Annotated in this window: 22 protein-coding genes and 1 pseudogene; 11 read left to right on the forward strand and 12 right to left on the reverse strand. The window is 73.6% G+C overall.

Annotated features, from left to right (window positions below; genetic code table 11):
* Window positions 1-14 precede the first annotated feature (14 nt).
* Window positions 15-452 carry a cell division protein SepF gene (locus QQS16_RS11295; protein ID WP_286061494.1) on the forward strand — a complete coding sequence of 146 codons (438 nt, stop codon included), beginning with the start codon at window positions 15-17 and terminating at the stop codon, window positions 450-452.
* Window positions 453-490: 38 nt separating this feature from the next.
* On the opposite strand, the pseudogene QQS16_RS11300 reads toward QQS16_RS11295, so the two are convergent.
* Both QQS16_RS11300 and QQS16_RS11305 read right to left on the reverse strand, forming a co-directional pair.
* Window positions 491-1,015 (reverse strand): annotated as a pseudogene (locus tag QQS16_RS11300) (acyl-CoA dehydrogenase family protein); the annotation flags it as partial.
* Window positions 942-2,543: an MFS transporter gene (locus QQS16_RS11305; RefSeq protein ID WP_286061495.1), complete on the reverse strand. Its 1,602-nt coding sequence runs from the start codon at window positions 2,541-2,543 to the stop codon at window positions 942-944. The pseudogene QQS16_RS11300 and the gene QQS16_RS11305, both read right to left, overlap by 74 nt.
* A 258-nt stretch (window positions 2,544-2,801) precedes the next feature.
* On the opposite strand from QQS16_RS11305, the gene QQS16_RS11310 reads away from it, so the two are divergent.
* Together QQS16_RS11310 and QQS16_RS11315 are read left to right on the forward strand one after the other, a co-directional pair.
* Window positions 2,802-4,019 carry a mannosyltransferase family protein gene (locus QQS16_RS11310; RefSeq protein ID WP_286061496.1) on the forward strand — a complete coding sequence of 406 codons (1,218 nt, stop codon included), beginning with the start codon at window positions 2,802-2,804 and terminating at the stop codon, window positions 4,017-4,019.
* Window positions 4,020-4,256: 237 nt separating this feature from the next.
* Complete coding sequence (locus tag QQS16_RS11315) at window positions 4,257-5,258, forward strand: phosphatase PAP2 family protein (protein WP_286061497.1); 1,002 nt, start codon at window positions 4,257-4,259, stop codon at window positions 5,256-5,258.
* 94 nt (window positions 5,259-5,352) lie between these two features.
* Here QQS16_RS11315 and QQS16_RS11320 read toward each other — a convergent pair whose 3' ends face one another.
* The 4 genes from QQS16_RS11320 to QQS16_RS11335 form a co-directional block, all read right to left on the reverse strand.
* Complete coding sequence (locus QQS16_RS11320) at window positions 5,353-5,568, reverse strand: I78 family peptidase inhibitor (protein ID WP_286061498.1); 216 nt, start codon at window positions 5,566-5,568, stop codon at window positions 5,353-5,355.
* Between the two features lie 392 nt (window positions 5,569-5,960).
* On the reverse strand, window positions 5,961-6,965 hold the full coding sequence (locus tag QQS16_RS11325) for a helix-turn-helix transcriptional regulator (RefSeq protein ID WP_286061499.1): 1,005 nt from the start codon (window positions 6,963-6,965) through the stop codon (window positions 5,961-5,963).
* Window positions 6,966-7,031: 66 nt separating this feature from the next.
* Complete coding sequence (locus tag QQS16_RS11330) at window positions 7,032-8,327, reverse strand: ABC transporter substrate-binding protein (protein ID WP_286061500.1); 1,296 nt, start codon at window positions 8,325-8,327, stop codon at window positions 7,032-7,034.
* Window positions 8,296-8,865 carry an MTB12 C-terminal domain-containing protein gene (locus QQS16_RS11335; protein WP_286061501.1) on the reverse strand — a complete coding sequence of 190 codons (570 nt, stop codon included), beginning with the start codon at window positions 8,863-8,865 and terminating at the stop codon, window positions 8,296-8,298. Before QQS16_RS11335 ends, QQS16_RS11330 begins: the two co-directional genes overlap by 32 nt.
* Window positions 8,866-8,988: 123 nt before the next feature.
* On the opposite strand from QQS16_RS11335, the gene QQS16_RS11340 reads away from it, so the two are divergent.
* The 3 genes from QQS16_RS11340 to QQS16_RS11350 are packed head-to-tail and all read left to right on the forward strand — an operon-like array spanning window position 8,989 to window position 12,967.
* A complete protein-coding gene (locus QQS16_RS11340) occupies window positions 8,989-9,465 on the forward strand; it encodes a hypothetical protein (protein WP_286061502.1) in 477 nt (158 codons plus the stop codon).
* Window positions 9,465-12,203 carry an ABC transporter permease subunit gene (locus tag QQS16_RS11345; RefSeq protein WP_286061503.1) on the forward strand — a complete coding sequence of 913 codons (2,739 nt, stop codon included), beginning with the start codon at window positions 9,465-9,467 and terminating at the stop codon, window positions 12,201-12,203. Before QQS16_RS11340 ends, QQS16_RS11345 begins: the two co-directional genes overlap by 1 nt.
* Complete coding sequence (locus QQS16_RS11350) at window positions 12,200-12,967, forward strand: ABC transporter ATP-binding protein (protein WP_286061504.1); 768 nt, start codon at window positions 12,200-12,202, stop codon at window positions 12,965-12,967. Before QQS16_RS11345 ends, QQS16_RS11350 begins: the two co-directional genes overlap by 4 nt.
* Before the next feature lie 7 nt (window positions 12,968-12,974).
* Here QQS16_RS11350 and QQS16_RS11355 read toward each other — a convergent pair whose 3' ends face one another.
* Window positions 12,975-13,517 (reverse strand): LysM peptidoglycan-binding domain-containing protein, encoded by a 543-nt coding sequence (locus QQS16_RS11355; RefSeq protein WP_286061505.1) that lies wholly within the window; start codon window positions 13,515-13,517, stop codon window positions 12,975-12,977.
* 519 nt (window positions 13,518-14,036) lie between these two features.
* On the opposite strand from QQS16_RS11355, the gene QQS16_RS11360 reads away from it, so the two are divergent.
* Complete coding sequence (locus QQS16_RS11360; protein WP_286061506.1) at window positions 14,037-14,828, forward strand: DUF8842 C-terminal domain-containing protein; 792 nt, start codon at window positions 14,037-14,039, stop codon at window positions 14,826-14,828.
* 333 nt (window positions 14,829-15,161) lie between these two features.
* Window positions 15,162-15,527 (forward strand): hypothetical protein, encoded by a 366-nt coding sequence (locus tag QQS16_RS11365; protein ID WP_286061507.1) that lies wholly within the window; start codon window positions 15,162-15,164, stop codon window positions 15,525-15,527.
* A 49-nt stretch (window positions 15,528-15,576) separates the two neighbouring features.
* Here the strand turns inward: QQS16_RS11365 and der are convergent, their stop codons facing one another.
* The 5 genes from der to aroH all read right to left on the reverse strand — a co-directional run bounded on the left by der (window position 15,577) and on the right by aroH (window position 20,023).
* The gene (gene der, locus QQS16_RS11370; protein ID WP_286061508.1) at window positions 15,577-17,052 is read right to left on the reverse strand and encodes a ribosome biogenesis GTPase Der; all 1,476 of its coding nucleotides are present in this window, start codon (window positions 17,050-17,052) and stop codon (window positions 15,577-15,579) included.
* Between the two features lie 16 nt (window positions 17,053-17,068).
* On the reverse strand, window positions 17,069-17,776 hold the full coding sequence (locus QQS16_RS11375; RefSeq protein ID WP_286061509.1) for a lysophospholipid acyltransferase family protein: 708 nt from the start codon (window positions 17,774-17,776) through the stop codon (window positions 17,069-17,071).
* Window positions 17,773-18,459, reverse strand: coding sequence for a (d)CMP kinase (gene cmk, locus QQS16_RS11380; RefSeq protein ID WP_286061510.1), 687 nt, complete (start codon window positions 18,457-18,459; stop codon window positions 17,773-17,775). The genes QQS16_RS11375 and cmk overlap by 4 nt, the downstream gene beginning before the upstream one ends.
* A 113-nt stretch (window positions 18,460-18,572) precedes the next feature.
* Window positions 18,573-19,658: a prephenate dehydrogenase gene (locus tag QQS16_RS11385; RefSeq protein ID WP_286061511.1), complete on the reverse strand. Its 1,086-nt coding sequence runs from the start codon at window positions 19,656-19,658 to the stop codon at window positions 18,573-18,575.
* On the reverse strand, window positions 19,655-20,023 hold the full coding sequence (gene aroH / locus QQS16_RS11390; protein ID WP_286061512.1) for a chorismate mutase: 369 nt from the start codon (window positions 20,021-20,023) through the stop codon (window positions 19,655-19,657). The genes QQS16_RS11385 and aroH overlap by 4 nt, the downstream gene beginning before the upstream one ends.
* 192 nt (window positions 20,024-20,215) lie before the next feature.
* Here aroH and QQS16_RS11395 point away from each other — a divergent pair, with 192 nt between their 5' ends.
* Genes QQS16_RS11395 through QQS16_RS11405 form a run of 3 tightly spaced genes read left to right on the forward strand, consistent with a single transcriptional unit; the run spans window position 20,216 to window position 21,886 of the window.
* Complete coding sequence (locus tag QQS16_RS11395) at window positions 20,216-20,866, forward strand: hypothetical protein (protein ID WP_286061513.1); 651 nt, start codon at window positions 20,216-20,218, stop codon at window positions 20,864-20,866.
* A 25-nt stretch (window positions 20,867-20,891) separates the two neighbouring features.
* Window positions 20,892-21,476, forward strand: a complete 585-nt coding sequence (locus QQS16_RS11400; protein WP_286061514.1) for a DUF6529 family protein — start codon at window positions 20,892-20,894, stop codon at window positions 21,474-21,476.
* Window positions 21,473-21,886: a Rieske (2Fe-2S) protein gene (locus QQS16_RS11405; protein WP_286061515.1), complete on the forward strand. Its 414-nt coding sequence runs from the start codon at window positions 21,473-21,475 to the stop codon at window positions 21,884-21,886. Before QQS16_RS11400 ends, QQS16_RS11405 begins: the two co-directional genes overlap by 4 nt.
* Window positions 21,887-21,892 lie beyond the last annotated feature (6 nt).

Genomic DNA, 21,892 nt, shown 5'->3' on the forward strand with positions numbered 1-21,892 from the left:
GAGAGGAGGCGTCCATGGGATCGGTACGCAAGGCAAGTGCCTGGCTTGGCCTCGTCGACGACAACGAAGACGAGCGTTACTACGACGACGACTACACCGAGGGGACCGAGCCCGGGGATGCCTGGGTCACCGACCCGCGGGTCAAGGTGGCGTCCGACGTCGCCGTGGAGAAGGGCCGTCGGATCGGCACGGTCACCCCGGACAGCTTCCGGGACGCCCGCGCGATCGGTGAGCTGTTCCGCGAGGGCGTCCCGGTCATCATGAACCTCACGGCCATGGAAGCCGGCGACGCCAAGCGGGTCGTCGACTTCGCGGCCGGGCTGATCTTCGGCCTGCGCGGATCCATCGACCGGGTGTCCAACCGGGTCTTCCTGCTGACCCCCGCCGACACGGAGATCATCAACGGGGAACCGGCCGCCCACCGCACGGACGGCTTCTTCAACCAGAGCTGAGGCAGGGCCGCTCACCGGCCCTGCCCGCTGTGGGGGAGTCAGCGGAAGGCGTCGAGCCCGGTGAGCGCCTTGCCCAGCACGAGCTGGTGCATCTCGACGGTGCCCTCGTAGGTGAGCACCGACTCGAGATTGGTCGCGTGCCGCATCACGGGGTACTCGAGCGAGATCCCGTTGGCACCGAGGATGGTGCGGGCCGTACGGCAGATGTCGATGGCCTCGCGAACGTTGTTGAGCTTGCCGAAGCTGACCTGCTCGGGACGCAGGCGGCCGGCGTCCATGCGCCGCCCCAGGTGATGGGCGAGCGAAATCCCCTTGTGCAGTTCGACCGCCATGTCGGCGAGCTTGGCCTGGGTCAGCTGGAACCCGCCGATGGGCCGCCCGAGCTGCTCCCGCGTCCTGGCGTAGGCGACCGCGGCCTCGAAGCAGGACCGGGCACGTCCGCCTGTCAGCGCCCGTGACGAGGGTGCGCGGGTGGGGAACTTCCCGGGGTCAGGCGGAGACGCGGGACTCCGCGACCTCCCTGGGGCCCGGAAGGTCCACCTTCGCCTCCGGCTCCCCGCACTGCATCACCCGCGGCAACCGCAGCGCCATCAACGCCCCCAGCACCAACAGCCCCGCGCTGACCAGCAACGTCACATGCAGCCCGTACACGAAGCAGTCCCGGGCGGTGCGCCGCAGGGCCACCCCGGCCTCCCCGCCCAACCGCCCGGCGACCTCGTACGCCTCCCCCAGCGAATGCCCCGCCGCCGCCGACGCCGCCGCCGGTACGCCGGGAACCGACGACACCCCGGGCGCGTACGCCGCGTTCATCACGCTGCCGAGCAGGGCGATGCCGATGCCCGCGCCCAGCTGGTAGGAGGTCTCGCCGATCGCCGCGGCCCCGCCCGCTTGCTCCGGCGGAGCCTCGCTCAGCATCGACTCGTAGGCCCCGAACAGCGTCGTCTCCAGTCCGAAGCCCAGCAGTACGAACCCGGTCAGCATCAGCGGGGCGTTGTCCTCGCCGCCCAGCGCGGTCAGCAGCACCACGGCCACCGCCGTCAGGCAGAATCCGCAGCTCACCATCCGCCGCGGCCCGAACCGGCGCAGCATCCGCGCCCCCGCCAGCCCCGCCGCCATCGCGGCGATCGTCAGCGGCAGCAGCCGGAGCCCCGTCTCCAGCGGGGACAGCCCCAGCACCAGTTGCAGGTACTGGGCCGCGATCAGCTCCAGGCCGACCAGCGCGAGCATCGCCAGCACGATGCACCCCACCGACGTGCTGAACGCCGGCCGCGCGAACATCCGCAGGTCCACCAGCGGATGCGCCAGCCGCCGCTGCCGCCGTACGAAGAGAACGATCAGCACCGCGCCCACCAGCAGCTGCGCCACGGTGAACGGCCCCAGCTCCCCGCCCCCGAGCCGCTTGACGCCCAGCACCAGGGCGAACAGCCCGCCCGCGGCCATCAGCGCGCCGACCACGTCCCACGGGCCCTTGCCGTCACCCCGCGACTCCGGCAGCAGCAGCCGTCCGATCGGGAGGCTGACCAGCATCAACGGAATGTTGACGAGGAACACCGAGCCCCACCAGAAGTGCTCCAGCAGGAAACCGCCGAGCAGCGGGCCGACCGCCGCGCCGACCGCCGCCACCGCACTCCAGACGCCTATCGCGAGCGCCCGCTCCCGCCGGTCGGGAAAGACCTGGCGCAGGATGGACAGCGTCGCCGGCATGATCATCGCGCCGCCGACCCCGAGCAGCGCCCGCGCCACGATCAGCATCTGCGCGCTCTCCGCGAGGGCGGCCAGGGCGGAGGCGACGCCGAACAGGGCGTATCCGAAGAGCAGGATGCGTCTGCGGCCGACGCGGTCGCCGAGCGTGCCGAAGAGGATCAACAGCGAGGCGCAGACGAGCGGATAGACGTCGACGATCCAGAGCAGCTCTATCCCGCCGGGCCTGAGGTCCTCGGTGACGGCGGGTACCGCCACGTGCAGCACGGTCGCGTCGAGCGCGACCAGGAGCAGGCTGGTACAGAGGACGAACAGGACCACCCAGCGGTTGGCACCGGCCCCGGCCGCCCGACGGCGCAGCGCAGCGGCAGCCGTGGTCGTCCCGGACATGTATGTACCTCCCAGATGTTCCCTCGCGTTCGGCGGGCTCACGGGGTGGGGACTCCCGTGACTCGGCCGGAGAGGAGCGGTGGTCCCCGGCCCGCGCACGACGTACGAGTGACACGCCAGCGTACGCGAGTCCGTCCCGGAGCCCAGTGGCGGACCTCTCAGACTCGTCCGGAACCCATGTGGTGTACGCCACTCCCCCTGGCCGTCTCCACGCCCCCGGGGGCGGCCCGGTTCCGTGCCCGGTCGATAATCGGCCGCGTGACCGATCTTGCACCGCGCGGGGCTCCGCCCGCCGCCGCGACCCTGCGCCGGGCGGCCCCGGCCCTCCTGGGGTACGTGGCCGTGCGCGCCCTGGGCCTGCTGGTGCTGGCCGTGTGGAGCGCCGCGCGCGACAAGGACGCGTACACGCTGCTCACCGCCCGCTGGGACGCGCTCTGGTACACCCGGGTCGCCGAGCTGGGGTACGGCTACGAGGTCCGCCTGCCGAACGGCGACGTGCACTCCAACCTCGCGTTCTTCCCCCTGCTGCCGTGGCTGGAGCGGCTGCTGGCCGCGACGACCCCGCTGTCGTACGCCGACGCGGGCTTCGCCGTCGCCCTCCTCTCCTCGCTCGCCGCGGCCTGGGGGATCTTCGCGGTCGCCGACCACCTTTACGGCAGCCGGGAACAGGAAGGGCGCGAGACGCGGCCCTGGAAGGGTGGTGGGGGGAGACGGGCGGGCATCTGCGCGGTCCTGCTGTGGGCGGTGCTGCCCGTGGGGATCGTGCAGTCGATGGCGTACAGCGAGTCGCTGTTCACCGCGCTGGCCGCCTGGTCGCTGTACGCGCTGCTGACCGGCCGCTGGGCGACGGCGGGCCTCCTGGCCTGTCTGGCGGGCCTGACCCGGCCGGTGGGGCTCGCGGTGGCCGCGGCGGTGTGGACGGCGGCGGTCGCCGCGCTCGTGCGGGACCGGGGCAGGCCCAGGGCGGACCGCGCCTCCCTCCTTGGACCGGTCCTCGCCATGCTTCTGTCGCCGCTCGGCACCGCCGCCTACGTCCTGTGGGTCGGCCGGCACACCGGCAAGGGTCCGCTCAGCTATCTCGACGTCCAGGCCGGCTGGCGCAACGGGTTCGACGGCGGCTACGCCTTCGCCCGCTTCGTCGCCGACAAGTTCACGTCGTTCCCCTCGGCCCTGGCGGGCGTGGCACTGATCGCCGGAGTCGGCCTGGTCGCCTGGCTGTACGTCGTGTGCGTACGCCAGGGCCAGCCGCCGCCCCTCCTGGTGTACGCGGGCGTCGTCACCGCCCTCGCCCTGTGCGCGTCGAGCTATTTCGGGTCGAAACCGCGCCTGCTGCTGCCCGCGTTCCCCCTGCTGCTGCCCCTCGCCCGCGCCCTGGCCCGGGCGCGTACGCCCACCCCGGCGCTGGTGGTGGGAGCGGCGGCGGTGGCCTCGGCGCTGTACGGGGCGTTCTGGCTGAACGGGTCCGGTCCGCCCTGATCGTCACGGAGCGTCAGTGAGCGCCCGGAGAATTCCGCCCCATGATTCGGTGAACGAATTCATAAGCGCGATAAAACCGTCACCCAAAACGATCAAAAGAATTGCGGAGGGCGGCCGTCCAGCATTGCGGATTCCTCGGAAATAAACCTCTCACTGAGAGGAATCCCACATCACATCGTCATCACAAAGCCGTGGATTCGACGGGGAACTGAGCTCACTCGCTGTAACGTCGATTGGGTGCGTACCGAACGAAACCTCACCCGTCTGGACCGGGTGTTCGCCAGGCTGGATCGCGAGCCGGAACGACCGGCCCACCTCGATGTGCCGAAGATGAGCCGGCACCGGGTCGCGCTGCTCGCCGGAACTCTCGTGTTCTATATGGCGATCGTGTGGCTCGTGGTGATCACCTCGTGGCTGGTCCGTCTCGACTGGCAGGTCATGTTCTTCCGCCCGTACCAGCAGTGGGCGGGCATCCACTGGTTCGTCGACTACTACGTGGTGCTCGGCCAGCGCGGCCCCACCGCGGTGATGGTCTCCGCCTGGCTGGGCTGGCGCTCCTGGCGGCAGCACACGCTGCGCCCGATGCTGACCCTGGGCGCCTCGCTGCTGCTGCTGAACATCACGGTCGGCGCCGCCAAGCTCGGCATGGGCAGACTCGGTCCGCACTACGCGACCACCATCGGCTCGAACGAGATGGGCCTGGGCGGCGATATATTTCCCAGCGGCCACACCGCGAACGCCGTGGTGACCTGGGGCATCCTGGCGTATCTGGCCTCCACCCCGAGAGCGCGCCGCTGGCTGTCCGCCCTGTCCGCCGTGGTCTCCCTCGGCGTGGGCATGGCCACCGTCTACCTCGGTACGCACTGGCTCAGCGACGTGCTCCTCGGCTGGGCCGCGGGTCTGCTGGTCCTGCTGGCGCTGCCCTGGTGCGAGCCGCTGATCGCCCGCGCCGAGGCCGGGATCTTCGATCTGCGCGACCGCTGGCGGGCCCGCAGCGACAGCCCGGCACGGGCATCGCTCTCGCCCGTCGAGACGCCCGTGCGGGTCAAGCCGCGCACGGCTCCCCAGAACGAGACCGCGGCCCGTTCCCCCCGGGCACCCGTCCACCTGGCCCCGGGCCCGCACACGGCCCGCTCGGAGCGCACACCGCTCACCCCGGCCGGCAGCCGCCGGCCGCCGCACCCGGACCGTGTGGCGCGGGGCACGGCCCCGGCGGCCCGCCCCCTGACGGGCGGCTGACCCTCGTGCGGCGGGGCCGGTACGCACACCCGCCCCGCACGGCGACGGCCCCGGCTCCCTCCGAGGAGCCGGGGCCGTCGCCGTCGCCGCGAGGTCAGCCCTTCCAGGCCCGGGTCACGCGGCCGTCCCGCACCTCGAAGTTCAGGCGCCCCGAGCGGTACTCCATGGTGATGACGGCCCCCGGCGGGAGCGACCGGACGTTCGACCACCCCCGCTCACGAGCGAGCCGCTCGGCGGTGTCGGCGTCGCGGCCGACATAGGTGTCCGGGCTGTCGTCGGGTTCGGCGGGCGGTGTCGGAATCGGTGCCATACGGCCACGCTAGGCGCTGCCCGGCTACCGGGGAAGTCCGCGTCCGCACCTCACGCCACACGTCCCTCTCCGGTCACGCTTCTGTCACAGCATCACGACACGCGTTTCGGCCCAACCGCGTCACACGTACGAGCGGTTTCGTACGCCTTCCGCAGAGAATCGAACGTAATTCCCGGTGCCGCGCCGTACGGAGGAAAAGCCGTGCGAAAAGCGCGGGAGGAACCGTCGCCGGTCCTCTTTCTCCCACCGATTCCGGGCGGCCTCGCGGGAACCGGCACCGCACCGGAAATACACGGTCGCGGGACAGGTCCCGACGGGACGGTCCCCGGGGGACGCGGGCCGCGCGGAGGGCGTGGAACGCCGGCGCACGAGCCGCCTCACCGCCGACGGGTTCACCGCGGTCGGCCGTTCCCCGTGACGGGCCGAGGCTGCCCGGTCCGCGCCAGCGAGCGGGCGAGCCGGGCCTGGACCGTCCTGATCGCCTCGGTCAGCCCGGCCGGCTCCAGCACCTCGAACTCGAACCCCAGCAGGGTCACATGGATCACCATCACGTCGAGGCTCGCGGCCCCGGTGCGCAGGACGCAGCTGTCGGGGCCCTCCGCCTCGAGGGTGCCGTCGGACGGCGAAACGCGTTCGGCGGCCTCCTCCAGCGGCACCAGCAGCCGGACGACCGCGTGCGAGGCGTACGCGCGCGTGGAGACCCCCTGGGAGACATACGCGGCGAGGTCGTCGGCGGGCGGGGTGCGCGGGGCGAAGCGCGGGCCGTGCGGTGGCCTGGGCGTGATCCGGTCGACGCGGAAGGTACGCCAGTCGTCGCGGTCCACGTCCCAGGCGACCAGGTACCAGCGGCGCTCGGTGCACACCAGGCGGTGCGGTTCGACGGTACGGCGGGTGGCGGCGCCCTCGTGGTCCCGGTACTCGAAGCGCAGCCGTTCGGCGTCCCGGCACAGGTGCGCGAGTTCGGTGAGGACGCCCGGGTCGACGGCGGATGGCGCGGGGCCGCGCAGCATCGGCACGGTGAAGGCGTTCAGGGTGCTCACCCGGCGCCGCAGCCGGCTCGGCAGGACCTGCTCCAGCTTGGCGAGCGCCCGCACCGAGCTCTCGCCGATGCCGTCGATGCCCTGCCCGGCGGCGGTCCGCAGCCCCACGGCGACCGCGACGGCCTCGTCGTCGTCCAGCAGCAGCGGGGGCAGCTCGGCGCCCGCGCCCAGCTGGTAGCCGCCACCGGTGCCGGGACTGGCGTTGACGGGGTAACCCAGCTCGCGCAGCCGGTCCACGTCCCGGCGGACCGTGCGCGGCGTGACACCGAGCCGGTCGGCCAGCGCGGCTCCGGACCAGTCACGGTGGGCCTGGAGGAGCGAGAGCAGACGCAGCAGACGTGCCGAGGTCTCCAACATGCGTCCGAGTCTGCCAGCGGTCGCGGACAGCCACTGTCCGCGAGTACGGATCTCCTGTGTCCCCGGTCACGGCCGGTACGACAGCTGCGGAACGTCGAAGCAGGTGCTGTTCATGTCGCCCTGGGAGACCCAGCCCCGGCCGTCCGCCCAGCGGGCCACCGACAGGCACGTCCTGCGGGTCCCGGGCGGCTCGGCCAGCCGCTCGAACACGACGGGCAGGAGCAGGCCGCCCGCGGTGTAGCCCTCGCCGCGGTTCACGTAGGCGTCGACGCACGCGCGCGTGACGCCGGTGCCGGCGCAGGACCGGGCCGCGTCCGTGAACCACCGCGCGGCCGCCCACCCCTCCAGCTGCCACTGCGAACGCGTCCCGAGCCGCTCCGTGGCGTCCCGGAACTCCCGTACGGCCGCGTGGCCGGTGTCCTGGTGGTTGCGGCTGGAGCCGGTGGCCCACAGGGCGTTGCGGCAGCGCGGGGCGTCCTTGTAGTCCTCGGGCACGGTCGACGTCCAGTTCTGTACGTTCGTCACCTTGGCGGTGACCTCGACGCCGGCGTCGTCCATCGCCTCGCACAGCCGGGCGTTGCCGTGCGTGTCGATGGCGTCGAAGACGAGGTCCGCGCCCTGCTCCTTCAGGTCGGCCGCCACCGCGCGGAAGTTGGGCAGCGCGAAGTCGACCTGCTCGGTGACCACCCGGTAGCCCTCGGCCTTCAGTCCCCGCTCGACCAGCGAGGCGTAGGCGGCGGACGCGGCCTGGTTGTAGGAGACGACGGCGGCCGTGCGGGCCCCGTGCTCACGCTTGAAGTAGCGGTACACCTCGGTGCCGCCGTACTGCCTGCCGTCCCAGCCGGTCGTGCCGTCACGGGGCGCGAGGCTGCCGTAGACGCTGTACAGGTGCGGCCAGGTGTCGTAGGCCGCGCCGATGGGCTGGCCGCCGATGTCGGGCACCCGCGCGCGGGAGACGCGGGAGGCGCCCGCGTAGTCCAGTGCCGTGGTGGCGACCAGGGCGACGACCCGGTCCTCCTCGATCAGGCGGTGCACGCACGTGTTGTTGCCGACGCCGCTGCCGCCGTCGTCGCACACGCGCACCTCGACCGGGCGGCCGTCGATGCCCCCGCGCGCGTTGAGGCGGTCGAACCAGGCCTGGGCGCCGTCGCGCGGGCCGGTGAAGGCGTCGCCGCCGACCGGGCTGGTGGCGCTGGCGATGATGCCCACGCGGATCGGCGCGGTGCCGGTCCGCGTGGGGGCGCGGTCCGGCCGGTTCTCGAAGTCGCTCTCCGGCAGGCGGCTGCCGCAGGCCGTGCCCAGGGCGAGCAGCAGGACCGCGGCGGCTGCCTCAGCAGCCCACGGCCGGCGACTGCGACGCATTGCCGCTCAACTGGACCAGCGCGCACAGCGTGTTGACGGAGACCTTCCAGGTGCCGTCCTGTTCGACCGCCGTCCCGGCGGCGTCCGGCAGGGCGGTGGCCCCGTTCAGCAGCAGCGTGTACGTCACCGTCGCCTCGGTCGCCTTGGTGAACTCGACCTCGGTGACCTCCGCCTGGACCTGCCCGCCGCGCTCGTCCCCGCTGAAGGCCTGGAGCAGCGGGCCCATCTCGTCGCCGTTCTCCAGGACGGCCTGCCTGTCCTTGGTGGGCGTCCTGGCGTCGAAGAACTTCTCCCAGTTCTCCCTGACCTGGCGCTCGGCCGCCGCCGTGTCGGCGGGCGCGGTCGCCGCCGCCGGCGCGCTCGTCGTCCGCTCCACGGAGGGTGTCGGGGGCGGGCTGTCGCCGCCGCCCCCGCTGTCGTCGCCGCAGGCCGCGAGGGCCGGGACGAGACAGAGGGCCAGGGCGGTCGCCAGGGCCGCTCCCCTCGGGGCACGTGGCCGCCGTCCGTTACCCCGCCTGAGGTCGCTCCCGAGAACCATCTGGCTCACCACCGGGTGTCGGTCCGGGCGATGGGCGCCCGGTGCTTTCAGGGTCAGCTGACAGAAGGCATAGTGCAAGCGATCGGCTGACATGGACAGACACACGACGTGTGGGAGCCAGAGATGCGGACAGCCCGACTGCGGACCGTGCACCCCGTCCTCTGGGCCGGCTGGGCCGTGCTCGCCGCGGGCGCGGTGCTGTGCGTCCTCGGCTGGTACGGCGTCTCGGGCGAGCGGTACGCCGAGCGCCAGGTGCCCTACCTCGCGTCCTGCACGGTCCCCGGCGCCGCCCTGATCATCGCCGGCGCGGTCCTGCTCACGCACGGCCGGGGCGCGCTCGCCGCCGCCCGCGTGGAGGAGCTGTACGGCCTCCTGGTGGCCGCCGGGCCTGCCGACGCGCAGGCGGCGCCCGGGGCGGCGCCCGCACCCCTGGCGGTCAGCGGGGACCTGCTGATGGTGCCGGGCGGCACCCTGTGGCACCGCGCGGACTGCCCGCTGGTCGCGGGGAAGACGGAGGCCGTGCCGGTGGACTCCAAGCTGGTGACGGGCGGCGAGCTGGGCCCCTGCCCGATCTGCGAGCCGACCGGGGCAACCGACTGATGTCCGCCCCGATGCCCCTGCCGGCGCCCTCGGACGCGTCCTTTGTGGCGTCCTCCCTCACCTACGACCTCACGCTCGCCGGTCTGTCGGTCGGCAGTGCCGCCGCGCTCACCGGGATCGGCCTGATCGTGACGTACCGGGCGACCGGCGTGCTCAACTTCGCGCACGGGGCCGTCGCGATGGTGTGCGCGTACGCCCTGCGGCAGTGCGTGGTCGGGTGGGGCTGGCCGCTGTGGGCGGGGGCCGCGGTGACGCTGCTGGTCCTGGCGCCCGGCCTGGGCGTGGTGCTGGAGCGGTTCGTCTTCCGGCCGCTGTCCGTCCTCGGCAGCGACCCGGCGCAGACGCTGGTCGCCTCCATCGGCGTGTTCGTGCTGCTGGTCGGCGGGGCCGCGCTGGTCTGGGGCCAGGGGGCGCGGGACGACGCGCCGGAGCTGGTGACGGCGGACCCCTGGGGGCAGCTCGCGGTCGTCCTGGTGCTGGCCGCGGGGGTCGCGGCGGTGATCCGCCGGACCCGCTTCGGGCGGGAGCTGCGGGCGGTGGTGGACGACCGGCGGCTGGCCGTCCTCGGCGGGATCGACGCGGACCGGGTGGCCGCGGCCGGCTGGGCGTTCGGCTCGTTCACGGCGGGTCTGACGGGCGTACTGCTGGCGCCCTACGTGCGTCTGGACCCGTACGGTCTGCCGTTGCTCGTGGTGGAGGTGGTGGCGGTCGCGGTGGCCGCCCGGATGCGGAGCCTGCCGGTCGCGGTCGTGGTGGCGCTGGGCATCGGGGTGGCGCAGAGCCAGCTCACGCGGCTGCACCCCTCGGGCTGGGGCGAGCCGTTGGCGCAGGCGGTCGGCGCGAACCTGTTCGCCGTGGCCCTGCTGGTCGCGGCGCTGGCGCTGCCGCGCATCGGCACCGGGGACGCGCTGCCGCGCGCGGTCACCACGCGCGTGCCGGCCCCGCCGGGCGTCTGGATCGTGGCCGCCGTGCTGTTCCTGCTGCCGCTCGGTCTCGCCGGCTCGGACCTGCACACGTCGGTCCAGGTCCCGGCCCTGGGCGTGGTGCTGCTGTCCCTGGTGGTGGTCACCGGGCGCGGCGGGCAGATCTCGCTGGGGCAGGCGGCGTACGCCGGTCTCGGCGCCCTGTTCACCGCGCTGCTGGCCGCTGGCCGCTTCCCGGGGCTGCCGCGCCTGCCGGAGCTGGCGGCCCTGGCGGTGGCGGTGCTCCTGGTGGCCCCGCTCGGCCTGCTGACCGGCTGGCCGGCGATCAGCCGCCGGGGACTCGCCCTGGCGCTGGCGACCTTCGCGGTCGGTGTCGGGGTGAGCCGTTTCGTCTTCGCCCAGCCGTACGCCGTCTCCGGGCTGTCGCTGGGCCGCCCGGCGGGGTTCGACGGCGACCGCGCGTACTACGTCCTGGAGCTGGTCCTGCTGGCGGGCGCCCTGCTGGTCGCGCACGCCCTGCGCAGGGGCCGCACGGGGCGGGCCCTCGCCGCCCTGCGGGACCACGAGGCGGGGGCGTCGGCGGCGGGCGTCCAGGTGCCCTCCCTGAAGCTCCTCGCCTTCGTCGCGGGCGCCGCGCTGGCCGCTCTCGGCGGCGGCATGCTCGGCATGGGCCTACGGGCCTTCGACCCCGGCGCCTACGACCCCGTCCGCGGTCTGCTCTGGTTCGCCGCGGTCGTCGTCCTGGGCGCCGACAGCCCCCTGGGCGCGCTGGCCGCCGCGGCCCTCCTGGTGGGGCTGGACGCGGGCGCCCGGGGCGGCGTGGCGGCGGCCCTCGTCGGAGTGCTGGCGGTCCTCGTGGGGCGTTTCCCGGGCGGCCCTTACGAGGCACTGCGAACGGCGACGGGACGCCTGCGGTCGCGGCACGGCAAGGTGCTGACGCCACGCGGGGCGGAGGCACGGAGCCGCCTGCGGCCCGTGGCCGCCGCGGCCGCTCCGGCGGAGCGGGCGAGCGCCCCGCGGCCCACCGCACCCGCCACCCCGCCTCCTCCCCCGTCCCGCACCCCCGCCACGACGAGCCCCCGCACCCCCGCCCCTGCCGTCGCCACCGCTGCCTCCTTCCCCACCCTCACCGCCCACCGCCTCCACGCCCGTTACGACGGCTTCACCGCTCTCGACGGCGTCGATCTCGACGTGCCGCCCGGGAAGATCACCGCGATCGTCGGGCCCAACGGCGCCGGGAAGAGCACCCTGTTCCACTGCCTGGCCGGGACGCACCGGCCCTCGGGCGGGCGGGTCCTGTTCGGCGGGCGGGACGTCACGCGGCTGGCCGCGCACGCCCGGACCCGGCTCGGGATCGCCCGTACCTTCCAGCGGCTGGCCGTCTTCCCGTCGTTGACGGTGGCCGAGAACGTCCGCGTGGGCGCCGAGCAGGGACGCGTCACCGATCCGGCCGCCGTGGAGCGGATGCTGCGTCTGCTCGGGCTCGACGGACCGGTGCGCGCGCTGCCCGCCGCCGGGCTGCCCACCGGCACCCTGCGCCGCGTCGAACTGGCCCGGGCCCTGGCGGGCGGCCCGCGGGTACTGCTGCTGGACGAGCCCGCCGCCGGCCTGGACACCGCCGAGGTCGCCGCGCTGTCGCGGGTGCTGAAGGCCCTCGCCGCCGACGGCACCGCCCTGCTCGTGGTCGAGCACGACCTCGACCTGGTCGCCGGCCTCGCCGACGTCGTGCACGTCATGGCGGCGGGCCGCATCGTCGCCTCCGGCCCGCCCGGCCGCGTGCTGGACGCTCTCGGCGCCCAGGAGGCCCCCGCGTGAGTGCCGTCCTGGAACTTCGCCACGCGCGCGTGCGCTACGGCCCCCTGGAAGCCCTGCACGGCGTCACCCTCGCCGCCCCCGGCCCCGGCCTCACCGTCCTGCTGGGCCGCAACGGTTCCGGCCGTACGTCCGTCCTGCGCGCGCTGGCCGGCACCGTACCGCTGTCCGGCGGCGCGGTGCTCTGGGACGGCACCGATGTCACCCGGCTGCCCGCGTTCCGGCGGGCCCGGCGCGGACTGTGCCTGGTCCCCGAGCGGCAGGCGGTGTTCGGCTCCCTCACCGTGCGCGAGAACCTCGAACTCGCCATCCCCGCCCACGGCACGGCACCGCCGTTCACAGCCACCCCGGCCCACGACACCGCACCGCCGCGCGACACCGCTCCCACGCCCCCTTCCGGCACCGCCCCGGCCTACGCCCCCGCCCTGGACGCCTACCCCCAGCTGCGTCCCCTGCTGGCGCGTCGGGCCGGCACCCTCTCCGGTGGTGAGCAGCGCATGCTCGCCCTCTCCCGGGCGCTGCTGGCACGCGCGCGCGTGGTGCTCGTCGACGAACCCGCGCAGGGCCTGTCGCCCACGGTCGCGGCCCGCACGTACGACCTGCTGGGAGCGCTCGACGCGTGCGTGGTCGTCGCCGAACAGCGGCTGCCGCCCGGACTGCGTGACCGGGCGGCGGTGGTGTACGAACTGCGGCGGGGCTCGGTCGTGTTCAGCGGAGAGGCGGGTGAGTTCCGGCGGCGGGAAGCGGCGGGCCGAACACGGCCGTGAACCAGGCCTAACCCTTCGGGATGACCAGCATCATGCCCGGTTTCAGCCGGTCCGGGCGGCTGCCGATCACCTCCTTGTTCACCTTGTGGAGCTCCCGCCAGCCGCCCTGGACGGCGTACCGGCGGGCGATCGCGAAGAGCGTGTCGCCGGGTTTCACCGTGTGCATCCGGCCCTTGAGCCCGTAGCGCCCGGCGCACACCGGCCAGGCCTGCCAGCCCTGCACGGCCACCACCTCCCGCGCGACGGCGATCTGTTCGGCGCGGGTGGCGAGGTCCGCGCGCGCGGCGTACTTCAGGCCTCCGAACTCCTTCCAGGTGGACTGCCGGAACTGCAGTCCCCCGTAGTAGCCGTTGCCGGTGTTCGCGTGCCAGCGTCCGCCGCTCTCGCACTCGGCGACGCAGCCCCACGGCCACTGGTCCTTCGCGCACGGGTGGGGCGCGCGTGCCTGCGGTGCTCCGGGGAGGGGCGACGGCGGTGCGGCGTGCGCCACGCCGGGCGCGAGGAACAGCAGGACGGTGGCCAGGACGAGCTGGATCGGCTTGGGGAACATCGGCCCACGCTAAGCAGCGGGTGTCACGGAACCGTCCCGGCGCGTCCGGTACGCCGAGGGCCCCACCCGGTCGGCGGACCGGATGGGGCTCCGTGCCCGGAACGAGGGGGAGCGACGCTCAGAGGGCGAGGTGCTGCCGGACGACCTGTACGGACGGGCCGTGGCACCGGCCGGTGTCACCGGCCGCCCGTGCTTCCGGCGAGTTGGCCGTCACCTGGGGAGCGGTGATTTTCCGGTCACCCGTTTCATTCGCCGATTTCCCGATTTGTCGACCAAAGGGCCGCTCTCCCGTGATCCGCCTAACTGGACCAACTTCCTTTCAGAATAGGGGACTTGACGATGGATCGCGGATTCCGGACGCGGGTGGCCGCCCGCGGCGGGTGGTTCGATTCCGTACGGAGTCGGGCGTGACCCCCGCCACAGCTCACCCGTTGTCTTCTTCATGAGCCCGGGACCGCCCGGTTCACGGGCCGGGAGCCACCCGGCCCCGCCACGCACCACATCCCGAGGGAGCCACCCGTGCCGCGCATGCTCGACGTCAGCGACGAGGTACGCGCCGAGATCGGCGACGAAGAAGCCGACCGGCTGCTCGCCGGAGACAACGCCCCCGGCAGCTACGACTGCACGTCCTGCCGCACCCAGGGCGACTCCGGCCAGGAGCGCACCAGCACCGTCCTGTTCATCGGCGACGAGACCGCCGTCCTCGCGTTCGCCCACGCGGGCTGCCTGCCCTCACAGGTCGTACAGGTCACCGAGGAGCAGCTCCAGGGAGCGGTGAAGTCCATCACCGGCGACACCGTCGACACCGTCGACCTGGAGCCGGAGACGATCGCGCCCGAGCAGGCCGTGCTCGGCGTGACCAGCGGACTCGTCCTGATCGCCGGGGAGCTGCACCCCGCGCTGGTCGTCGAGCCGACCGCGCCGATCGTGCGGCCCGGTGCGTCGGGTGCCGGCGACGACTTCCTGCCGCTGCTGATCGAGCAGGGGTTCATGCCGGTGCCGGCGATCGAGGCGGCGCCGTCCGTCCTCCACGGCTGGTCGGTGCTGCTGGCCATGGGGCAGCTGCACGCGGTGCTCCAGGCCTCGCCGAACGGCGGTCAGCCGGTGGCGTGGTGGCAGGCGCATCAGCCGTTGCAGGTGACCGAGAGCTGGCGGGCCGCGGCCAACAAGCACCAGCAGGTACTGGTGTTCGCGGCGCCGGTGGGGTCGATCGGACGCCAGTCCCGGGAGGACCTGCTGCGGGACGCGCTGGACAAGGCCGCCGCCAACGGGAAGCTGGTCGCCGCCGCGATGCCGCTCGCGGGGACGTGACCGTCCCGGCCGGAAGCGACCACACACGCACGGGCGACAGCGGGCCGCCGCCGCCCGCGTGGCCTCCGCGCGGGCAGCGGCCTGCGTGCGGGGGCGGGACCCCGGGGGCCGGCGACAGCGGGCGCGCCGCCGAGCGCGGCAAGGTCGATCGGGTCGGTGACGCCCCGGCGCGCCGCGCGGACGTCCGAGGAGCCGGTCACCGCCCGCGCACACGCCGGCGGCTGCGACGGACCTGTCCGCCCATGCCACGAGGCCGTCCGTCCAGCAGTCCCGCACTCCCGGAGGCGGACCGCACGACCGCATCTCTTCCCGTGCGGTGTCGTTTGGACATACGTGCACACCTACGACGTTCCCCGCCGCCCGTTCCCGCAGCTGCCGTCCGCGCGAGCGGCTCAGGACTCCCCGGGCGGCCCATCGGCCACGCCGATCTACGACGCGCTCTACGCCGAGTACGTCAGGTCGTTCCGTTCGCTGCCGGGTGACCGCAGCGGCGAGGAAGAGCTGGGCTTCACCGCCTTCGGGCACACCCCGCACAGCACGGGCTCGTTCAGCACCTCGTACACCGCCTACAGCGCGGGGGCCTACAGCGCCCGCCAGCAGTCGCAGTGGCAGCGGGTGGGGCAGATCGGGCAGCAGCACAGCACCGGGATGCACCACGTCCCGGCGGCGCTGCCGCCCGGGCCGCGCCGGGGCGTCTGAGACGTGCAGAGGGCGGCCCCGGTCGGGGGCCGCCCTCTGCACGTGTGCGCTACTTCTTCTTGCCGCGCTTCTCGCGCACCCGCACCGAGATGTGGATCGGCGTCCCGTCGAAGCCGAACTCCTCGCGCAGCCGGCGCTCGATGAAGCGCCGGTAGCCCGCCTCGATGAAGCCGGAGGCGAAGAGCACGAACCGCGGCGGCTTGGTGCCGGCCTGGGTGCCGAACAGGATGCGCGGCTGCTTGCCGCCCCGCACGGGGTGCGGATGGGCGGCGACCAGTTCACCGAGGAAGGCGTTCAGGCGGCCCGTCGGAACCCGGGTCTCCCAGCCCGCGAGGGCCGTCTCGATCGCCGGGACCAGCCTCTCCATGTGCCGGCCGGTGCGCGCCGAGACGTTCACCCGGGGCGCCCAGGCGACCTGGAGCAGCTCGGTCTCGATCTCCCGCTCCAGGTAGTAGCGGCGCTCCTCGTCGAGGGTGTCCCACTTGTTGAAGGCGAGGACGATCGCGCGGCCCGCGTCCACCGCCATGGTGACGATGCGCTGGTCCTGGACCGAGATGGACTCGGAGGCGTCGATCAGGATGACCGCCACCTCGGCCTTCTCCACGGCGGCCGCGGTGCGCAGCGAGGCGTAGTAGTCGGCGCCCTGCTGGAGGTGGACGCGCTTGCGGATGCCCGCCGTGTCGACGAACTTCCAGGTCACCCCGCCGAGTTCGATCAGCTCGTCGACCGGGTCGCGGGTGGTGCCCGCGGTCTCGTTGACGACGACGCGCTCCTCGCCGGCCACCTTGTTCAGCAGCGAGGACTTGCCGACGTTCGGGCGGCCGATGAGCGCGATGCGGCGCGGGCCGCCGACGGCGGTGCCGAAGGACTGCTCGGGCGCCTCCGGCAGCGCCTCCAGCACGGCGTCCAGCATGTCGCCGGTGCCACGGCCGTGCAGCGCGGAGACGGGGTGCGGCTCACCGAGGCCCAGGGACCACAGGTACGCCGCGTCGGCCTCGCCGCTCAGGCCGTCGACCTTGTTGGCGGCCAGGACCACGGGCTTGCCGGCCTTGCGCAGCAGCCGTACGACCGCCTCGTCGGTGTCGGTCGCGCCGACCTTGGCGTCGACGACGAACACCACGGCGTCGGCGGCGTCGATCGCGTACTCGGCCTGCGCCGCCACGGAGGCGTCGATGCCGAGGACGTCCTGCTCCCAGCCGCCGGTGTCGACGACCTTGAAGCGGCGGCCCGCCCACTCGGCCTCGTAGGTGACGCGGTCGCGGGTGACGCCCGGCTTGTCCTCGACGACGGCCTCACGGCGGCCGATGATCCGGTTCACCAGAGTCGACTTGCCGACATTCGGGCGGCCGACGACGGCGAGCACGGGCAGCGGCCCGTGGCCGGCCGCCTCGATGGCGCCCTCGATGTCCTCGGGGTCGAAGCCCTCTTCCGCCGCGAGCTCCATGAACTCCGCGAACTCGGCATCGCCAAGTGCTCCGTGGTCGTGCTCCTCGCCCGAGCCGTCGGAGTGGATGTGGTCGTTCATGAAGTCCGTACCTCGTTCATCGTGGTGATCGGTGGAACACCCGGTGTCTCCGAGTCGATCCACTACTCAGTGTCGCCTGGCGGCCGGTCAGCCGCCTGGCGTTTTCCAGGTGCGCGGTGAGCTGCTTCTGGATGCGCGCGGTCGCCTCGTCGAGCGCCTTGCGGGTACGCCGTCCGCTGCTGTCGCCCGCCTCGAAGGGGTCGCCGAAGACGACGTCGACGCGGGTGCGCAGCGGAGGCAGCGCCTTGATCAGCCGGCCGGGCCGGTCGGTGCTCCCCAGGACGGCGACCGGGACGATCGGGGCGCCGCCGCGGACCGCGAAGTACGCGAGCCCGGCGCGCAGCGCGGCGAAGTCGCCCTCGCCCCGGGTGCCCTCCGGGAAGATCCCGAGGACGCCCCCGTTCGCCAGCACGCCCAGCGCCTGGGTGATCGCCGTGCGGTCGGTGGTGTGGCGGTCCACCTTCACCTGCCCGATGCCGAGCAGGAAGGGGTCGAGCGGTCCGACGAACGCCTCTTTCTTGATCAGGAAGTGCGTCGGCCGGGGGGCCACGCCCATGACCATCGGGCCGTCGATGTTGTGCGCGTGGTTGACGGCGAAGATCACCGGGCCGGTCGCGGGGACCTTCCAGGCGCCGAGCACGCGCGGCTTCCACAGTCCGTACATCAGGCCGACGCCGATCCGCCGCCCGACCTCGGCACCCCGCGCCGAAGGCAGTTCGGTCACTTGGCGGCCCGCTTCTCCCCGACGAGGGTGACGACGCACTCGATGACCTGCGCGAGGGTGAGCTCGGTGGTGTCCACCTCGACCGCGTCGTCCGCCTTGGCGAGCGGCGAGGTCTTGCGGCTGGAGTCGGCCGTGTCCCGCTTGATCAGGGCCTCGCGGGTGGCGTTGACGTCGGCGCCCTTGAGCTCGCCGCTGCGGCGGGCGGCGCGGGCCTCCGCGGAGGCGGTGAGGAAGATCTTCAGGTCGGCGTCGGGCAGCACGGTCGTCCCGATGTCACGGCCCTCGACGACGATCCCCCGCTCGGCACCGGCCGCGATGGAGCGCTGCAGCTCGGTGATCCTGGCCCGCACCTCGGGCACCGCGCTGACCGCGCTGACCTTGGCGGTGACCTCCTGGGTGCGGATCGGGGCGGCCACGTCGGTGCCGTCGACCGTGATCGTCGGGTTCGCCGGGTCGGTGCCGGAGACGATGTCGGGCTTGCCGGCCACCGCGGCGATCGCCGACGCGTCGTCGATGTCTATCCCGTTGGTCACCATCCACCAGGTGATCGCCCGGTACTGGGCACCGGTGTCCAGGTAGCTCAGGCCGAGCTGGGCGGCCACCGCCTTGGACGTGCTCGACTTGCCCGTGCCGGAGGGACCGTCGATGGCGACAATCACGGGCTGGGCGGCGCCGTTTTCCACGGGAGGACACCTTCCTGGTGCGTGGTGGGAGTGTGCGGGAGCGCCACGGCGCCCCGCACAAGGTTACTGGCTCGCCGGAGACCTCCTGACTGGCGGAGGGTCCGGCGCCCCGCTCACTGGCGGATGGCCCAGCCCCGCTCCCGCAGCGCCGCCGTCAGCACGGGCGCCGCCTTCGGCTCCACCATGAGCTGCACCAGGCCCGCCTGCTGCCCGGTCGCGTGCTCGATGCGTACGTCCTCGATGTTGACCCCGGCCATCCCCGCGTCCGCGAAGATGCGGGCCAGCTGGCCCGGCTGGTCGTCGATGAGCACGGCCACGACCTCGTACGCCCGCGGGGCGGACCCGTGCTTGCCGGGGACGCGGACCTGGCCCGCGTTGCCGCGGCGCAGGACGTCCTCGACGCCGGCGCCGCCCTCGCGCCGCTTGTCCTCGTCGGAGGACTGCAGGGCGCGCAGGGCGCGGACCGTCCCGTCGAGGTCGGCGGAGACGTCCGCGAGGAGGTCGGCGACCGGCCCGGGGTTCGCGGACAGGATGTCGATCCACATCCCGGGGTCGGAGGCGGCGATCCGGGTCACGTCCCGGATGCCCTGCCCGCACAGCCGTACGGCGGCCTCCTCGGCGTGCTCCAGTCGGGCGGCGACCACGCTGGAGACCAGGTGGGGCATGTGGGAGACGAGGGCGACGGCACGGTCGTGGGCGTCGGCGTCCATCACCACCGGCACCGCGCGGCAGTGCGAGACCAGCTCCAGGGCGAGGTTGAGCACCTCGGTGTCGGTGTCCCGGGTCGGCGTGAGCACCCAGGGGCGTCCCTCGAACAGGTCGCCGGTGGCCGCCAGCGGGCCCGACTTCTCCCGGCCCGACATCGGGTGGCTGCCGATGTACGCCGACAGGTCCAGGCCGAGCGCCTCCAGCTCGCGGCGCGGGCCGCCCTTGACGCTCGCCACGTCGAGACAGCCGCGGGCGACGCCCCGGCGCATGACGTCCGCGAGCACCCCGGCCACCTGGGCGGGCGGGGCGGCGACGATCGCGAGGTCGACGGGCCCCTCGGGCGCCTCGTCGGTGCCGGCGCCGAGCGCGGCGGCCGTGCGGGCCTGCTCGGGGTCGTGGTCGGTGAGGTGGACGAGGACGCCGCGCTGGGTCAGGGCGAGCGCGGCGGACGTGCCGATCAGGCCCGTTCCGATGACGAGTGCGGTTCTCACTGGGCGATGTCCTTGCGCAGGGCGGCCGCGGCGCCGAGGTAGACGTGCGCGATCTCGGCGCGGGGCCGGTCGGACTCGATGTGCGCGAGGACGCGGACCACGCGGGGCATCGCGCCCTCGATCTCGAGTTCCTGGGCGCAGATCAGCGGTACGTCGGCGAAGCCGGCACCCAGCTTGCGGGCGGCGGCGGCCGGGAAGTCGCTGTGCAGGTCGGGCGTGGCCGTGAACCAGATGCTGATCAGGTCGTCGGCGGTCAGGCCGTTGCGCTCCATGAGGGCGGTGAGCAGGGCTCCGACCTGCTCGTCCATGTGGCCGGCCTCGTCCTTGTCGAGCTGGACGGCGCCCCGGACCGCTCGTACCGCCACGGCGATGCTCCTTGCTGATGTGCGGATCGGCTCTGTGCACGTCCAGCCTAGTCAGCCCTCCTCGGACGGGTGTGCCACGCCCGCCCGCTGAGACGGGGCGCGGGGCGAGAACGCTCCCGCGCGCCCCTGGACGCCGGGCCGCGGGTCCGCTCTGATGGGGCAGCAGGAAGTCCGCCTCGGGGGAGGCCCCTCATGAAGCGCTCCGGACCGCTGGTCACGCTGCTCGCGGGACTGCTGCTCGGCCTGTTCCTGCTGACGCTCAACTCGGCGACCGGCACGAAGGCCTCGTCGTCCGCCCGGCCCGTCAGGGAGTCGCCCACCGCCTCGGTGTCACCGACGCCCACGAAACCGGCCCCGTCACCGACGTCGGCCGTGGTGCCGGACGCGGACTACTCGGGCCGTACCGACGACGACTCGGCTGCCGTCGCCGTGACCCTGCGCGACGGCCGGGCCATCGCGTACGTCTGCGACGGCCGCGCCACGGAGTCCTGGCTGAAGGGCGACGTCGCGGACGACGGGACGATGCGGCTCACCGGCAAGCACGGCGCGACACTGACCGGCACGCTCAAGGAGGGCAAACGGATCCGCGGCACGGTCGAGACCGACGGCGGACGTCATGCCTTCACCGCCGACAGGACGAAGAAGCCGTCGGGGCTGTACCGGGCGACCGCCACGGTGCGCGAGGCGAGGATCGACGGCGGCTGGATCGTCCTGGAGGACGGCAGTCAGGTCGGCGTCCTCAACCGCGACGGCAAGCCCGCCCCGGCCCCCCGGATCGACCCCGAGACCGGCGCGGTGACGGTCGACGGACGCGAGCTCACGGCACGCCCCGTGACCCCCTGACCGCCCGCAGCTCCAGGAGCCGGCCATGACCGTCGACCCGAACGCCGCCACCCAGGGTTTCCCCTTCCCGGAGCCCGCCGCCCGTCGCCCGCACCCCGCCCGCTATCTGGTCCCGGCGCTCGTGGCCGGAGCGGTCGCGGTGGCCCTCGGCGCCTACGGCACGGTCCACGACCCGGCGGGGACCGCCTTCAACCTCGCCGGCTTCAGCAGCACGGGGGCGGTGAAGTCGTGGCTGGCGACGGCCGCCTTCTTCTTCGCGCTGGTCCAGGTCGCCTCGGCGGCGATGGTCTACGGCAGGCTGCCGGGCCCGCGCTGGTCACCGGCGCTGCACCGCTGGTCGGGCCGTACGGCGTTCCTGGTGTCGGTGCCGGTCGCGGTGCACTGCCTGTACGCCCTGGGCTACCAGACCTACGAACCGCGCGTTATGTGGCATTCCCTCCTGGGTTGTTTCTTCTTCGGTGCCTTCAGTGCCAAGATGCTGCTGCTCCGCTGGGAGCGGCTTCCCGGCTGGCTGCTGCCGTTCGTCGGCGGGCTGGTCTTCACCGTTCTCACGGTCATCTGGCTGACCTCTGCCCTCTGGTTCTTCCGCACCTTCGGAGTGACGACATGACTGACAGCCCGACGCGACGCACCATCCTCCTCGCGGCGAGCGCGGCGGGCGCGGCGGCACTGACCGCGGGGTGCGGTGAGTACGGCGGCGAGGGCGACTCCTCGGCCTCGGACGCCTCCCCCGGCCAGGAGCTGGCGCGGACGGCCGACATCCCGGTCGGCGGCGGCACGGTCTTCAAGGACGAGAAGGTCGTCGTCACCCAGCCGAAGAAGGGCGAGTTCAAGGCCTTCTCGAACATCTGCACGCACGCCCGGTGTCCGGTCGCCGGTGTCGCGGACGGCACCATCAACTGCACCTGCCACGGCAGCAAGTTCAGCATCGCGGACGGTTCGGCGACCAACCCGCCGGCGACGAAGCCGCTGCCCGAGAAGGCGATCACGGTCCAGGGGGACTCGATCCGCCTGGCCTGATCCTCG

The sequence above is a fragment of the Streptomyces sp. ALI-76-A genome (assembly GCF_030287445.1).
Lineage (GTDB): Bacteria > Actinomycetota > Actinomycetes > Streptomycetales > Streptomycetaceae > Streptomyces.